The following is a 14,793-nucleotide window of genomic DNA, read 5'->3' as shown; positions in this document are numbered from 1 at the left end:
CGGATATCGATCCGCTTAGGGTACGGTCGTCACTTCGCCACCACCACCGGGATACCCCTCAACGCCCCCGCACCCTTCACCTCATCAAGCGATGCCTTCACATACCGCCCGGTCTCCACCTCGATCCCCAACTTCACCCCAAGCTCCCGTTCGCGCCGCTTCACCATCGACAGGTTCGCGAGCTTCACATGTCCATAACCGCGAATGCGTTCGTGCAGCAGCGCAAGCGTTTCGACATCTTTCGCGTTATCGGGCGTCAGCACTTCAAGCGCGCGTCGAATGGTGATTTCGTAGTCTCCGGGAAGCTCCCGTTCCATCTTTCGCTCGAGCGACTTGCCGAACGGATCGATGACCGTGCCGCGCAACCCGCGAACCTTCGACATCATCCCAAGCACCGGCCACAACCATTGCCCGAACGTCATCTTGCGTGGCTGCCCGCCGTTCTTCGCCTTCGATAAAACCGGCGGGGCCATATTGAATTTCACGGCGAAATCCTGACCCGCCGTGCCTTCGAACTGCGCTTCCAGCGCAGCGCGGAATGCCGGATCGGTGTGAAGCCGCGCGACTTCGTATTCGTCCTTCACCGCCAGCAGCCGATAAAACGTCGTAGCCACCGCTCGCGTCACTGCCTCGCTGCGATGCGCCGCCGCAGCCGAAACCAGCGCCCGATATCGCGTCACATAACTCGAACCGCCATAAGCCAGCAACCGTGCTTCACGATCTGCGATCAATGCGTCCAGCGGCATGGCAGCCATCTCGACTCGCGGCGTAAAGGCAGCTTTGCGCAGCGCTTCCAGCGCATCCAGATCAGCCGCAGCCAGCCGGCCGATAGCAAACGCCAGTTTGTTCATCGGCACAGCGACGTTGTTCAACTCGATCGCACGCATCAACGCTGCGTGCGACACGGGCACAAGTCCGAGTTGCCACGCATAACCCAGCATCAGGATATTCGCGCCGATAGTATCGCCAAGGAAACGCGTCGCCAAAGCCTGCGCGTCGCACGTGTTCATGCGCTCCGCACCCGCCGCGTGCTGCATCTTTTCCAGCAGCGATCCGGCGTGCAGATTGGCGTCGGGGTTCTGCACGAACGTTGCGTTCGGAATCGCGTGCGTATTCACGACAATCCGCGTGCGTCCATGCCGCACTGTTTGCAGCGCGTCAGCGCTCGCACCCACCACCATGTCGCACGCGAGCAGCACGTCGGCTTGCTGGGTATCGATGCGGACCTGGTTCAGCAACGCATCGGTGGAAGCGAATCGTACGAACGACAGCACCGCGCCGCCTTTCTGCGCAAAGCCCATGAAGTCGAGCACGGACGCGCTCTTGCCCTCCAGGTGCGCCGCCATGCTGATGAGCGCGCCAACCGTCACCACGCCCGTGCCGCCAACGCCGGTAATCAGAATGTCATATGGCGCGTTATCGAGTTCGAGCCTGGGTTCCGGTAATGCATCGACGCGAGCCGCGAGCGCTTCAGGATCGAATACAGTGCCCGCGGCTTTCTTGAGCTTCGCGCCTTCGAGCGTAACGAAGCTCGGGCAGAAACCGTTCACGCACGAGTAGTCCTTGTTGCACGACGACTGGTCGATCCGGCGCTTGCGTCCGAGTTCGGTTTCCACCGGCTCTACCGATAGACAATTGCTTTGCACGCCACAATCGCCGCAGCCTTCGCATACGGCTTCGTTGATGAACAAGCGCTTGTCGGGGTCAGGAAATTCGCCCTTCTTCCTGCGACGCCGTTTTTCCGCCGCGCAGGTTTGATCGTAGATAAGTACGGTAACGCCCTTGATATCGCGCAAACGCCGCTGTACGTCATCAAGTTCGCGCCGATGATGGTATGTCGTACCCTTCGGAAACTGATCGTGATGGCCGTCGTATTTCTCGGGTTCATCGCTGACGACTACCAGCGTCGCGATCCCCTCGGCTTCCACTTGCCGCGCGATCTGCGGCACGGAAATGCTGCCGTCGACGGGCTGGCCGCCGGTCATCGCGACGGCGTCGTTGTAGAGGATCTTGTACGTGATGTTGGCCTTCGCCGCGACCGCCTGGCGAATAGCAAGGATTCCTGAGTGAAAGTAGGTGCCATCGCCCAGATTCTGGAACACGTGCGGCGTTTTCGTGAACATGGAATGCGACGCCCAATCCACGCCTTCTCCGCCCATCTGGATCAGGCCCGTTGTATCGCGCTCCATCCACGAGGCCATGAAGTGGCAGCCAATCCCCGCCTGCGCGATCGACCCTTCAGGCACTTTCGTTGATGTATTGTGCGGACAGCCCGAGCAAAAATACGGCGTGCGTTTGACGGCATCGGCGGCGTTCGACAGGATTTGCGGCGCGACGAGATCCACGACTTTATCGCGACGATCCAGCTCGGGTTTGTGCCGCGCGAGCCAGTCCGCGAACACAGGCAACACACGCGATGGACGCAGTTCGCCGAGCGCGCTCAACAGCATTGCCCCATCCTGAGCGTTCTTGCCGACCACGATCGGACGCGCGCCTTGTGCCCGGTTATACAAATGGTCCTTGATCTGCTGCTCGATCACCGGGCCTTTTTCTTCGATCACCAGGACTTCGGAGAGACCTTCCACGAAGGTATCGAGACGCGTGGTTTCCAGCGGAAACGACAGCCCCACCTTATAGATGCGCACGCCCGCTGCATCGAGGTCATCGACGGTCAGGTCCAGACGGCGCAACGTCTCCATCAGGTCGAGATGCGCCTTCCCGCACGTGACAATGCCGACGTTCGCGTGCCCGCTCGGAGCGATCCATTTATCGATGGAATGGGTCCTGGAGAAATAGCGCACGGCGTCAAGCTTCGCTGCCAGACGCGCTTCAATCGTCAAGCTTGGCAAGTCGGGCCAGCGATTGTGCAGACCGCCTTCCGGCGCGACGAAACCCTGCGGCGCCGGCCACTTGGTCTGGAACGCGTCGAGGTCGACGGTCGACCCGGATTCCACCGTCTCCGATATCGCCTTGTACCCCACCCACGCACCCGAAAAACGCGACAACCCCCAGCCGTAGAGACCGAACTCGAGCATATCGGCGATGTTCGACGGGTTCACGACCGGCATGTGCCAGGCGATCATCGCCTGATCGGATTGATGCGGCATGGACGACGACACGCAGCCGTGATCATCGCCCGCCACAACCAGCACGCCGCCGTGCGGCGAGGACCCGTACGCGTTGCCGTGCTTGAGCGCATCGCCGGCCCGATCCACACCCGGTCCCTTGCCGTACCACATCGCAAATACGCCCTCCACGGTCCGCTCGGGGTCAGATTCCACCCGCTGCGTGCCGAGCACGGCCGTGCCGCCCAGTTCCTCATTGATCGCGGGCAGAAAACGCACGTCATGCGACGCGAGGAGTTTTTTCGCTTTCCACAACTGCTGATCGACCATACCCAGCGGCGATCCCCGATAACCACTCACAAATCCTGCCGTATTCAACCCGGCGGCGCGGTCCAGCTGGCGTTGCATCAGAACCAGCCGCACCAATGCCTGCGTGCCGGTGAGGAAGATCCGGCCGTGCGCGGCGTTGAGGTTATCGGTGAGTTGGTAATTCGCTAGCGGAGGGTTGTCGGCAAAAGGCACACGCGCGTTCATGTAAAGGGTCTCCGGCTACTTATCGTGCGAATTGAGGGAATATCGCCATTCTTCCCCGACATAGCCGGAAGGTTTTTGCGTTCTTGGCGATCGAACGCTCGTACCGGAAAAAAAATCGATCTTTATTGAGATACAGGAGCGGAAATCACCTGCCGAATGGCTAACGTGTGGTTAACCCGCGCCTCGAAACCCTCGGGAGCGGGTAATCTGGATGCTCCCTGACAATGCCGCGCCACGAGAAGGAATTTGCTCATGAAGCTCTACTACTGGCCGAAGACGCGCGCATTTCGTGCGCTATGGATGCTCGAGGAATTGCGCGTGCCGTACGAGTTCGCGTACGTGAACATTCGGGCCGGCGAGCAAAACGCGCCGGCGTTTTGCTCGGTGAACCCAATGTCGAAGTTGCCTGCGCTGGATGACGACGGCGTGTGTGTCGCGGAATCGGGCGCGGTGTTGCTTTATCTCGCCGATAAATACCCGCAAGCGGAGTTGGGCATTCCGGTCGGCAACCCGTTGCGAGGCCGTTTCCTCCAATGGATGTTTTTCACGGGCGCCTGTCTCGAACCCGCAATGGCTGAACGGATGACGGGCGCACCGGGCAACAGCGTGAGTTTCGGCTGGGGCGATCTGGGCCGCGTGGAGAAGGCGATCGAATCGGCGCTGGCCGACAGTCCCTGGCTGCTGGGCGAACGCTTTACCGCCGCCGATATCCTCGTCTCGAGCACGCTGCAGATAGCCTATATGGCGAAGCTGATCGAACCGGGAGGCGTGCTGTCGGATTACGTCGCGCGCGCGACTTCGCGGGAGGCACACGAACGCGCGGCATCGATCGATAAACAGGAAGCGCAAAAGGCGCCGTCAACCGCCTCGCAGCAGACGGGCACGGCAAGTCTGAAGCCCTGACGCTGTAGCGGCTCAGGGCTCAGGGCTCGGGCTCAAGGGAAGGTCTTGGGCTTGGGAATGCCGGCACCGGCTTCAATGTCCGACACGGCTTGCACATGCGCGGCGTTGATCGCGTCGGTGGGAGTCGACAAGCCGTTATCGCCGCCAACCGTCTTCCACGCCTGCACGGCTTTATCGAGGTGGCGGATTTCGTATTCGGCGTCCCAGCGTGTTCCCTGTAATTCGATGGGCCGCACGTGGATAGAGTAGACGCCATAGAGGAAGAGTTGTTCAGACATGGTGGTTCTCCCGTTCAAGCGACAACGGCGGCGAGCAATCTGCACGCTGCCGTTTTTTACAACTCGAGTTCGCCGAGGATCCGGTGCGCGAGCGCGCGGGCTTCTTCCAGCGCTTCTTCTTCAGAGAGCGAGGTGGCCGTGACGTCGTATTGTTTCGGCTCGGAATCCTCGCCGTCTTCACCGTCGTCCCGCACCAGCGTGACAGCGCCTCGAAACTGGCCGCCGTCTACGGCGTGCGCGCCGATAGTCGCGGTGTAGATGCCTTTCGTGTAGATCGTGTCTTCCATGATGCACCTCCGGCAAAGGTTGAAACGATGCTAGCACGCGCATTTATCGCGCGTGTGACCGTCTCTCATTGCCGGGCGGCCGCCCTATGGATAAGACCTGGACGTCAGGCCAGCAAATCCTCGACTTCTTCCAGCGAAGGCGAATGCGCCCCCGACATCCGGCACGCCGCCGCACCTGCCGCCAGTGCAAAACGCAGATGGTCCGGCCAGCCGCCGGTGCGTGCCATCAAGCTGTAGAGCAAGCCGCCAATGGATGCATCGCCGGCGCCGACCGTATCGGCGACATCGACTTTGGGCGGACGTGCCTGCCAGCTTTCTTCGCCCGCATGCAGCGTAGCTTCGGCTGATCCTCGTGTGACAAGCACCGTGGCCTGAGGATTCATTGCTCGGATTTCGGCGATGGCGTCGGCTTCGTTCGGGATGGACGGGAAGAGCTTTTGCAGGTCTTCGTCCGAGACTTTGATCAGGTCGGCAAGCGCCGCCATCTTGCGCAAGGTCGGCTCGTAGCCATGCTCCATCAGGTTTCGATAGTTAGGGTCGAAGCTGATCTTTACGCCGTGCTCCCGCAGTTGCGCGGCGAGGCGCGCAAGCGTGTCGCCAAGCGGTTGGCGAACAAGGCTGATACAGCCGAAGTGCGCCCATTTCACGGCGTCCATCCATCCGGACGGCAGGAGGGCGGGGTCGAACGCGAGATCCGCGCCGTTTTCACCCATGAAGTAATAGGTCGGCGGTTGCGTCTTATGGACGATCGCCAGCAGCGGCGGCCGCTCGACGCGCTCCATGAAGCGCATGTCGAGGCCGGCCGCAACGCTCGCGTTCCAGAGGTCATCGGAGAAATTGTCCGTACCGAGCGAACCGGCACATGCCGTCGGCAAACCGAGACGCGCGACCGCGCGCGCGACGTTCCAACCCGCGCCACCCGGGCGCGACAGCCAGTCGGAGGGGCCGGTGCGAATCAGGTCGGTCAGAATGTCGCCGGCGGAGACGAATTGGGGGAAGGTCGAATTGGAGGTCATCGTGCTCACCGTTTAGCTTGTCTCTTTCGCTGTCTCTTTCGTTGCGTCGCGGCTTTGCCGGGCCGTGTCGGCCGGGTTTATCGCGTTCAGTACCTCGTAGCACGCACCCATCGTGTGGTAATCGGTCTTGCCGGCGGGGCTCTTTTCGTCGCCGTACTTGCGGTTGTCGCAGGTCAGGATGCGGAACCACGCACCGTATTCATGATCGACGAAATGCGCCCAGCTATACCGCCAGAGCTCGTCGTAGCAATCCCAGAATCGCTCCAGACCGGTGCGCTTGCCAAGCAGCGCAGCGGTGGCGAAGGTCTCGGCCTGCACCCAGAAGTATTTGTCGTGATCGCAGATGGAGTTGTCGGGGCCGAAGCCGTAATACAGGCCGCCATGCTGCTCGTCCCACGCCCGGTTGAAGCCGGCGTCGAATAGTTCGATCGCGCGCGGCGCGAGCCACGGTAACGCCCGATGCCGCTCCAGGATCAGCAGCAGCTTCGCCCACTCGGTCTGATGCCCGGGCTGGAAACCCCACGGGCGGAAGATATTGGAACTGTCGGATTCGTTGTAATGCCAGTCAACCGACCAGTCGGCGTGAAAGTGCTCCCAGACCAGGCCGTGGCTCAACCGCGCCTGACGCAACGTGATGTTACCGGCGATTTTTTCCGCGCGATCCAGATACAGCACGTGGCCGGTCGCCTCGTATGCGGCGAGCAGCGCTTCGGTTGCATGCATGTTGGCGTTCTGCCCGCGATACGGCGACAACTGCCAGTCGGGCGTGGCTTCATCTGCGTACAGACCGGCGCCCGCGTCCCAGAAGTGCTTGTCCATCAACTGGAAGGTTTCATCGATCAACGGTTTGGCTTCGTCAATACCCGCCATTGCCGCGTGCGCGCACGCCAGCAAAACGAACGCGTGGCCGTAGCAATGCCGCGTGCCGTCGAGCGTGCGTTTCGCGCCGTCACGCCATTCGATTTCCCAGTCGTAGCCTTCGTTTACCGCGTCCCAATGCGCGTTGCGCAGGAACGCAAACGCGTGCCGGGCGTTGTCCTGGTGCTGCTGTCCGCCGAAGTGACGGAAGGCCATCGCGTGGTTGAAGACGAAGCGCGTGGTGCTGACAAGGTGACGCGTGGTGCGGTCATAGACCGTGCCGTCGTCCTTGAAAAAGTGAAAAAAACCGCCCGAGTCGTCGCGGGCGGTTCGTGCGTAGAACGCAAGTGTGTGACGAACGTGATCGAGGAGGAAGTCGCGGCTGCGAAAGTCCGGTTCTGCCGGACTCGCCACGCTCAGAGCGGTTGAGTTCATACCGATGTCTGTGTCCGTGTTATGGCCGAGCTCGCGCGAGGGATCAGGTGCACGGGCACGAGCGTGTCGGTGGTGTTCGCGTCATCGTGGCTCTGTGCGGTTTCCAGCAGCAATTCCACCCCGCGCCGCCCCAGCGCTTCCTTGTCGACCGTGACCGTGGTGAGCGGCGGCGTGCTTTGGGCTGCGGCGGGTATATCGTCGAAACCGACAAACGCGATGTCTTCCGGCACCCGCAAACCGTGCGCAAGACAGACGCGCATGGCAGCGAGGGCCGCTGCATCGTTATAGGCGAAAACGGCGTCGGGCAGCGGTGCAGATTGCGTACGCGCTTGAGCGATCAGGCGTTCCATGGCGTCGGCGGCGGCCACGTCGGCGTCAATAGCCGGCTGTGTAGTGACCTCGAGCGTTGGATTGAAGAGCAAGCCTGCTTCGAAGTACGCCAGCCGGTAACCCATTGCGCGCTGCGAGATGCTGTAGTGGGCCAGCGATCCGCCAATGAACGCAATCCGCTTGCGCCCGAGGGCGAACAGATGTTGCATGGCAAGCGCGGCGCCGCGGGCGTTGTCGACGTTGACGGAGCGGAAACCCGGCGCGCGCAAATCGATCAACACGACCGGCCGGTTCATGGAGCGCAGATGAGCAAGCAGCTCCGGCTCGATAAATCCGGCGACCGCTACGGCGTCCGGTGCGTGAAGGCGCATCTGCTGGGCGAGATCGTGCGTAGGACCGGCGGTCAGTACCGACGGCACCAGCCGGCGCTCGCGGCACGCTTCTTCGAAGCCATGCAGGACGTGCGAAAAGAATGGGCTGACCGCGAAATTATTGTGCTGGCGATGCAGCAAGAACGTGACGCGCCGGATTCGGGTGCGAAGCTGGGCAGCGTCATAGCCAAGTTGCCGCGCCGCTTCCACCACGCGCTCGCGCGTAGTTTCCGACAGGCCCGGCTGGTTCTTCAGCGCTCTCGATACTGTGCCGATCGACACACTGGCTGCGCGCGCGACATCGCGAATGGTTGTGGCCATCGGGTTTCTCGTCTCCGCATTGCCTGGATTGACTGTTTATAGGCACCGAAGCGTTTTCGCATGTGGTGTGTTTACTAACGGACTCGAATTCGCATGACTTAGCGAGTGTATAGTAAAACACGCAAAAACTCCCCCGGGGATTCCTAGAGAAAACCCGTAAACGGTTTATCGATAAGGCTTTCAGTTGTCTTTATTGTTTAGTCAGCGCACCACAATAATTCAACTAAACACGCCTGGCGTCATATCAGCACGACCTCGTAAGGCCGGGTGAGACGCTCGAGCACATGGTCGGGCAGGATGGGTGTACGACCTGTCGAGCGGTCGGCTTCGATCTGGCTGCGAAATGCCTGGATCGCGTGAATCTTGCGGGCAAGCGTGGCCGTATCCAGCACAATGCGGCGGGCGCGACTCCAGGGTACGCGTGAATCCTCGGGCGTCGCCCAGTGCCAGGTCCACACGGGAACTTCCACGCAGGGCAGGTCAAGCGCGCCCGCAACGGTGGTCACGGCCCGGCCGACCGATTCGTGGTCGGGATGACCGTCGAAACGCCAGGTTCCGAACACGATGTCGCCTGGTTCAAGGTGCGCTTTCAACGCTTCCGTCAACTGCGACTCGAACGTTTCTCCGCCGCCATCCGGAAGATGCAACCGAACCATCGCAACGTGCTTCATGTGCAGGCGCTGTAGCGCGTCCCGTGTTTCTTGCGGACGGGTGGCGGCGAGTCGCGCTGCCGGCCATTCCGCCGAATCAGGATGGCTCGCGGTGCCGTCGGTCACCGCGATGATCAGCACCTTGCGACCGAGATCGGACAATTGCGCCAGCAGGCCGCCCGTGCCGAGAATTTCGTCGTCCGGATGTGGCGCAACTATCACGGCGCGAGCGCCGGGCGGCACGAGGATCGCCGGATCGACTTCGGGCAAGCTCGAGAGCAGTCCGGAGTTCTGCCACACGGCTTCCGACGTCCCGTTTCCCTTGATAGCCCGGTTGTCTGCCCAGTGAGTGACTACAGGTTCCATGTGCCGCCATCCCTATTGATTAGTCGTTCAGCAAGCGCGGCTTCATCCCGTTCGGTGCAACTGAAATCCGGCAGCTCATGAACGCAAGTGTGGCAAGGCACGTGCCCGATCACCAGTCCGTCGAACGGCATAGCGGCTATGAAGAAACGAAACGCATTTGCCGGCTCAGCACGTCAAGTCACAGGCCTTTTGGCTGAATCGACAGAGCGCCTGTACACGTTCCAAATAGGAAAAAAGCCGCACAGGGCGGCTTCATGCTTGGGATATGGTCAGGAGAATCAGTCATGCAAGGTGTTTTCACACAACTACCCGTGGCCGTACGGCGGCGCTTATTGACGGGCTTAGCAGCGGACTTGCTAACGAACCTGCGGGCGGGCGCCTTCTGGCTGCGGCGCTTGCTCGCCGGAAGTGTTGCGAGCGCCCCAGCGCTGCGCGAGCACAGCACATGTCATCAACTGGATCTGGTGAAAGAGCATCAACGGCAACACGACCGCGCCCACTGCATGCGAGGCAAAAATCACCTTCGCCATAGGAATCCCCGAGGCGAGGCTTTTCTTCGATCCACAAAAAATGATCGTGATCTGATCCGCCCGGTTGAAGCCCAGCCGCTTACTGGCAAACGCCGTTATCCCCAGCGCGAGGGCGAGCAGCACCACGTTCACTACAACAAGTCCGCCGAGCGTTTGCAGGGAAATGGTGTGCCAGATGCCTTCGTTTACCGCTTCGCTGAACGCGACGTAGACGACCAGCAGGATCGAGCCTTGATCGACGAAACGCAGGACGCTGCGGTTCTTGTCGAGCCATTTGCTGATCACTGGCCGCAGCAGTTGCCCGGCAATGAACGGCACGAGCAATTGCAGCACGATATTGCCGACCGTGTGCCACGCCGAGCCGCCATGGCCGTTGCCGTCCGTTACGACCAGGCCGACCAGCGCAGGCGTGATGAAGATGCCAAGCAGGCTCGACGCGGAGGCTGCGCAAACCGCGGCCGGCACATTGCCTTTGGCAATGGACGTGAACGCAATGGACGACTGCACGGTGGAGGGCAGCGTGCAGAGGAACAGGATCCCCATGTACAGCGCAGGCGTGACGAGCGGCGTGAGGATGGGTTTCAGCGCCAGGCCAAGCAGCGGAAACACCGCGAAGGTGCTGAGCAATACGACGATATGCAGACGCCAGTGCGTCATGCCTGACACGATCGCTTCGCGGGAGAGCTTTGCGCCGTGCAGGAAAAACAGCAGTCCGACGGCAATGTTGGTCAGCCAGTTGAAGCCCACCGCCGCTGCGCCACGGCAGGGCAGCAGGCTGGCAAGGATCACCGTGCCTACGAGTGCGAGGGTGAAATTATCGGGGAGAAACTTGGGGCGGGTCATCGGCTTCGCATGTTCATGAAAGTGCATGACGGCTTCCGGCGGTCCCATTCTGGGCCTTCAAAAAGGCGAACGAAAACGCGCGAAAGCTGTCGCGATCGCTATTTTGAGCGCAGAGCGATTCAAGATGCAAATTCATTTAAGTGATTTATTGATGTGTAAAACGCATGAAAATGAGATTTCAGGCGCTTGGGAGGTCTGCCTGCGGACCGCTGCTCAGCAAACGGAATCAAGCTGATTTGATCAGACGGAAGCACTGCACAACATCTCGAAAAGAGGCCAAAAAGCGTGAAGTAACATGGTGTTACAACCCTCAGGAAGACCTAACACTTTTTGCCTCGACTCCAGTCGCGCGGCGCAATAAATTGAATGACAGACCGGTCGGCAGGGTTGCGTTGTGAAATGGTGACGCAGGCCTGATGCTCCGACAATTGACCGGTCGGCGATGTTGAGGGGTATCAGCTTCCCTCCAACGCGCTCGAACAGAGTCGGACATTTCGCAGTATCGACATGTTGCTCACCCGATTTCGATCTACCGCTCGCCTGATCTTCGCCGCCGCTACCGGTCTGGTTGCGGCGTCTGCGTTGTGTGCGTCGCTGGCAATGGCCGGCGAGAACAACCGCGGCCAGTGGCCTGCGGCGAACCGGCATGCAATGCGCGTGGTCGACGTTGATCGTGGTGCTCAGCCGTTCCGGTATCAACGAGTGGCCGCAGGCTCTGGCCTGACGCCGGTCAGCGCAGAGGTGCATGGCGGACCGCGTGCCGAGCAGGCCGCGCAGTTGCGCACCGGCGGATCGATCCGCGCGGACATCGCTCGTTATAACGAAGAGCGAAGCAGCCCTCGTCCGTCGGGTCGTCAGGCCGACGATCCTCGCTCGCCAGCGAATTCCGCTTACCGGAATTAAAGACGCAAGCGGCCGGACCCATATGTTCCGTCGCATCTTCACGCGCAATCGCGCACTCACGTGCGCGCATCAAGAGATCGCGTTCATATAGATACCGAAACGCGCTGCCCGCCGATCCTCAGGGAGTCGCGCTCGTCTCGTCTGGCTTAGCCGCTCGCCAGCAATGCCGTGCTTCCAGCTTATCGGTCGCGCAATGCCCGCCCGCCAGTTCTAAACCCAATTCCGAGGTGCGATCTCGAAACAAGGGCTGACTCGCCGCAACTTGCTTGCGAGTGCAAAACAAAAAACAATTCCTCCGTCTATGGCAAGCGTCGCAATGACGTAATCCCGCCACAGTTTCATTGCCCGCGCCCCACTCCCGTTCCTCTCAAAATTAGTCGCATTAACAATGCGGCCCGCTGGCGTTTCTCATCGCATTTTTATTGTTGCCGGAATCCAGATTGCCCAGCGGCACCGTGGCATATAGCATCGCCGGCTATCGACCTGCAGGCGGGGCATCCCTTCAAACGCGTTTTTCATATCGCGTTACATCGGCCGGCAAAAGTTTGCCTCGCGCAATGTATTCAAATCGCTATAGACAGCATAAGGAAAGTTATTTTTGTCCGGAAAAATGATCCGTAAAGATGGTCCCGCCCTAAGCCATCTGCATGCATAGCGGACATTTATAAGAACAGTCCGATTAAGCGAGGCAAGGTCCCTCGCCGAATTCCGTTTAACGTTAATACGACAGGAGAGTCCATGAAGCCACCCGTGAACCGCGCGCTTAAGGCCGCGGCCAAGGCCACCGTTACTGCCGGCATGTTCGGCTTGCTTGCCGCCAGTTCCGCCTACGCGCAATCGAGTGTCCAGTTGTACGGACAGGTTGACGAATGGGTGGGAGCCACGAAATTCCCGGGCGGCAGCACGGCCTGGAATGTGGGTGGCGGCGGTATGTCGACGTCGTACTGGGGCATGAAAGGCAGTGAAGATCTGGGTGGCGGCTATAAGGCGATCTTCACGTTGGAAAGCTTCTTTCGCGCCCAGAACGGTAACTACGGCCGCTTCCAGGGCGATACGTTTTTCGCGCGCAACTCATATGTCGGTATTGAGTCTCCATACGGTACGGTCACCGCTGGCCGGTTGACCACCCAGTTGTTTGTATCGACCATTCTGTTTAATCCGTTCATCGATTCGTACACGTTCTCGCCGATGGTGTATCACGTGTTCCTCGGCCAGAGCACGTTCCCGACGTACACAACGGACCAGGGTGTGGTCGGAGATTCAGGTTGGGACAATTCGGTTCAATACACCACGCCTGATTTCAGCGGTTTGTCGGGTAGCGCGATGTACAGCTTCGGTAACCAGGCCGGACAAAACGGCGCGAAGAAATACAGCGCGCAGTTCCTCTATTTCCACGGCCCGTTTGCAGCGACCGGCGTGTATCAGTATGTGAATTTCAGCGCGACGCCGGGTGACCTGACGTCGTTCGTGGCCGGTTACAAGAGCCAGAGCGTAGGTCAGTTGGGCGCGTCCTACGACATGAAGTTCGTCAAGTTCTTCGCTCAGTACATGTACACGCACAACGACATCGATCCGGGTTCGTTCCACGTGAACACGGGCCAGGGCGGCGTGACCATACCGGTTGGCGTGGGTTCGGTGATGGCGTCGTATGCGTATTCGCGCAGCAACGGCGGCCTCGACCAGACCCACAAGAGCTGGGCGGTCGGCTACGACTATCCGATATCGAAGCGCACCGACGTTTATGCCGCGTACCTGAACGACAAGTACACGAGCATGTCGAGCGGGGACACATACGGCGTCGGCATTCGCACCAAGTTCTAAGCGAAGACAGCGAGCCAGGACAGCGAGCATTACGCGCTGGCGTCCGGCAATGCAAAACGCCGCCCTGAAACCAAGGGGCGGCGTTTTTGTTGTCAGACGTGCAGGCGGTCCAAGGGTTCGTGAACCAGCCGTTCACATGGGTGAGTTATCGCGCAATACCCAGGCGCGCTTTTGCGTCGTCGTATTCGTGCTTTAGCCGTGACACGAGTTCCGCCACCGTCGGCACGTCGTCCATCAGACCGACGCCTTGTCCCGCGCCCCAGATTTCCTTCCACGCCTTGGCTTTGATCGCCGAGTCGCCGAAATTCATCGCCGCCTTGTCCGATTCCGGCAGCGCTTCCGGATCGAGTCCGGCGTTGAGAATGCTCTGACGAATATAGTTGCCGTGCACGCCGGTGAAGAGGTTCGTATAGATGATGTCGGCAGCCTTCGATCCCACGATCGCAGTCTTGTACTCCTCCAGCGCATGCGCTTCGCGCGTGGCAATAAAACGTGTGCCGATATACGCGAAATCCGCGCCCATGGCTTGCGCGGCGAGAATGGAGCCGCCGTTGGCAATGGCGCCGGACAATGCGATCGGACCATCGAAAATACGCCGCACTTCGCCCACCAGCGCGAACGGCGACGTCATGCCCGCGTGCCCGCCGGCGCCGGCCGCGACGAGGATCAGGCCATCGACGCCCGCCTCCAGCGCCTTCTCTGCGTGCCGCAAATTGATCACGTCGTGGAGCACGATGCCGCCGTAGCTGTGCACGGCGTCGATCATTTCCTTGACCGGCGCGCGCAGGCTTGTAATGAAGATGGGCACGCGATGCTCAACGCACACACGCACGTCCGCCTCAAGCCGCGCGTTCGAGTGATGCACGATCTGGTTCACGGCAACCGGACCGACCGGCGCGCCCGGATTCGCTGCCTTGTGCGCCTCGATTCCCTCGCCAATCTGCGTGAGCCATTCATCTAGCAACTCGGCCGGCCGCGCGTTCAGCGCAGGAAACGAGCCGACAATTCCCGCCTTGCATTGCGCGAGCACGAGCTCGGGATAGCTGACGATGAACATGGGTGAAGCAATGACAGGCAGCGCGAGGTGTTGCAAAGCGGCGGGAAGTGCCATGACACGAGTCTCCTGATGAATGTGAAAGCCCGCGATACGCGTGCGTCCATCTGATGTGGGGTCACAATAACTGCACGGTAACTGCGCACGGCGATTGCCGCCGGACTTGGGCATTGCTCAAGCGCACGCACTGAATGCATGCGAACGACCGTTCTATTATAGGCGAATCTT

13 protein-coding genes are annotated in these 14,793 nt (G+C 60.5%); 4 read left to right on the top strand and 9 right to left on the bottom strand.

Annotation, left to right across the window (positions count from 1 at the left end; all coding sequences use genetic code 11):
• Positions 1 to 29 precede the first annotated feature (29 nt).
• The gene (locus ABH944_RS02150) at positions 30 to 3,599 is read right to left on the bottom strand and encodes an indolepyruvate ferredoxin oxidoreductase family protein (RefSeq protein WP_404604156.1); all 3,570 of its coding nucleotides are present in this window, start codon (positions 3,597 to 3,599) and stop codon (positions 30 to 32) included.
• Positions 3,600 to 3,851: 252 nt separating this feature from the next.
• Here ABH944_RS02150 and ABH944_RS02145 point away from each other — a divergent pair, with 252 nt between their 5' ends.
• On the top strand, positions 3,852 to 4,502 hold the full coding sequence (locus tag ABH944_RS02145) for a glutathione S-transferase family protein (protein ID WP_404604155.1): 651 nt from the start codon (positions 3,852 to 3,854) through the stop codon (positions 4,500 to 4,502).
• A gap of 32 nt (positions 4,503 to 4,534) precedes the next feature.
• Here the strand turns inward: ABH944_RS02145 and ABH944_RS02140 are convergent, their stop codons facing one another.
• From ABH944_RS02140 to ABH944_RS02110, 7 genes are all read right to left on the bottom strand, one after another.
• Complete coding sequence (locus ABH944_RS02140) at positions 4,535 to 4,780, bottom strand: hypothetical protein (protein ID WP_404604154.1); 246 nt, start codon at positions 4,778 to 4,780, stop codon at positions 4,535 to 4,537.
• 56 nt (positions 4,781 to 4,836) lie between these two features.
• Positions 4,837 to 5,067, bottom strand: coding sequence for a hypothetical protein (locus tag ABH944_RS02135; RefSeq protein ID WP_062082158.1), 231 nt, complete (start codon positions 5,065 to 5,067; stop codon positions 4,837 to 4,839).
• Positions 5,068 to 5,171: 104 nt separating this feature from the next.
• Complete coding sequence (locus ABH944_RS02130) at positions 5,172 to 6,083, bottom strand: carbohydrate kinase family protein (RefSeq protein WP_404604153.1); 912 nt, start codon at positions 6,081 to 6,083, stop codon at positions 5,172 to 5,174.
• 12 nt (positions 6,084 to 6,095) lie between these two features.
• Entirely contained in the window at positions 6,096 to 7,376 is a 1,281-nt protein-coding gene (locus ABH944_RS02125; RefSeq protein WP_404604152.1) for an AGE family epimerase/isomerase, read from the bottom strand.
• Positions 7,373 to 8,398, bottom strand: a complete 1,026-nt coding sequence (locus ABH944_RS02120; protein ID WP_404604151.1) for a LacI family DNA-binding transcriptional regulator — start codon at positions 8,396 to 8,398, stop codon at positions 7,373 to 7,375. The genes ABH944_RS02125 and ABH944_RS02120 overlap by 4 nt, the downstream gene beginning before the upstream one ends.
• 239 nt (positions 8,399 to 8,637) lie before the next feature.
• The gene (locus ABH944_RS02115; RefSeq protein WP_404604150.1) at positions 8,638 to 9,414 is read right to left on the bottom strand and encodes a PIG-L deacetylase family protein; all 777 of its coding nucleotides are present in this window, start codon (positions 9,412 to 9,414) and stop codon (positions 8,638 to 8,640) included.
• Positions 9,415 to 9,770: 356 nt separating this feature from the next.
• Positions 9,771 to 10,787 carry a bile acid:sodium symporter family protein gene (locus ABH944_RS02110; protein WP_404604279.1) on the bottom strand — a complete coding sequence of 339 codons (1,017 nt, stop codon included), beginning with the start codon at positions 10,785 to 10,787 and terminating at the stop codon, positions 9,771 to 9,773.
• A 25-nt stretch (positions 10,788 to 10,812) separates the two neighbouring features.
• Here ABH944_RS02110 and ABH944_RS02105 point away from each other — a divergent pair, with 25 nt between their 5' ends.
• The 3 genes from ABH944_RS02105 (at position 10,813) to ABH944_RS02095 (ending at position 13,511) form a co-directional block, all read left to right on the top strand.
• A complete protein-coding gene (locus ABH944_RS02105) occupies positions 10,813 to 11,022 on the top strand; it encodes a hypothetical protein (protein ID WP_404604149.1) in 210 nt (69 codons plus the stop codon).
• Positions 11,023 to 11,294: 272 nt separating this feature from the next.
• Positions 11,295 to 11,690: a hypothetical protein gene (locus tag ABH944_RS02100; RefSeq protein WP_404604148.1), complete on the top strand. Its 396-nt coding sequence runs from the start codon at positions 11,295 to 11,297 to the stop codon at positions 11,688 to 11,690.
• Between the two features lie 798 nt (positions 11,691 to 12,488).
• Positions 12,489 to 13,511 carry a porin gene (locus ABH944_RS02095; protein ID WP_404604278.1) on the top strand — a complete coding sequence of 341 codons (1,023 nt, stop codon included), beginning with the start codon at positions 12,489 to 12,491 and terminating at the stop codon, positions 13,509 to 13,511.
• A 145-nt stretch (positions 13,512 to 13,656) separates the two neighbouring features.
• Here the strand turns inward: ABH944_RS02095 and ABH944_RS02090 are convergent, their stop codons facing one another.
• Positions 13,657 to 14,622, bottom strand: coding sequence for an NAD(P)H-dependent flavin oxidoreductase (locus ABH944_RS02090; protein ID WP_404604147.1), 966 nt, complete (start codon positions 14,620 to 14,622; stop codon positions 13,657 to 13,659).
• Positions 14,623 to 14,793 lie beyond the last annotated feature (171 nt).

Source organism: Caballeronia udeis (assembly GCF_044909315.1).
GTDB classification, from domain to species: Bacteria; Pseudomonadota; Gammaproteobacteria; order Burkholderiales; family Burkholderiaceae; genus Caballeronia; species Caballeronia udeis_A.
This window is presented reverse-complemented; position numbering and strand designations above follow the sequence as displayed.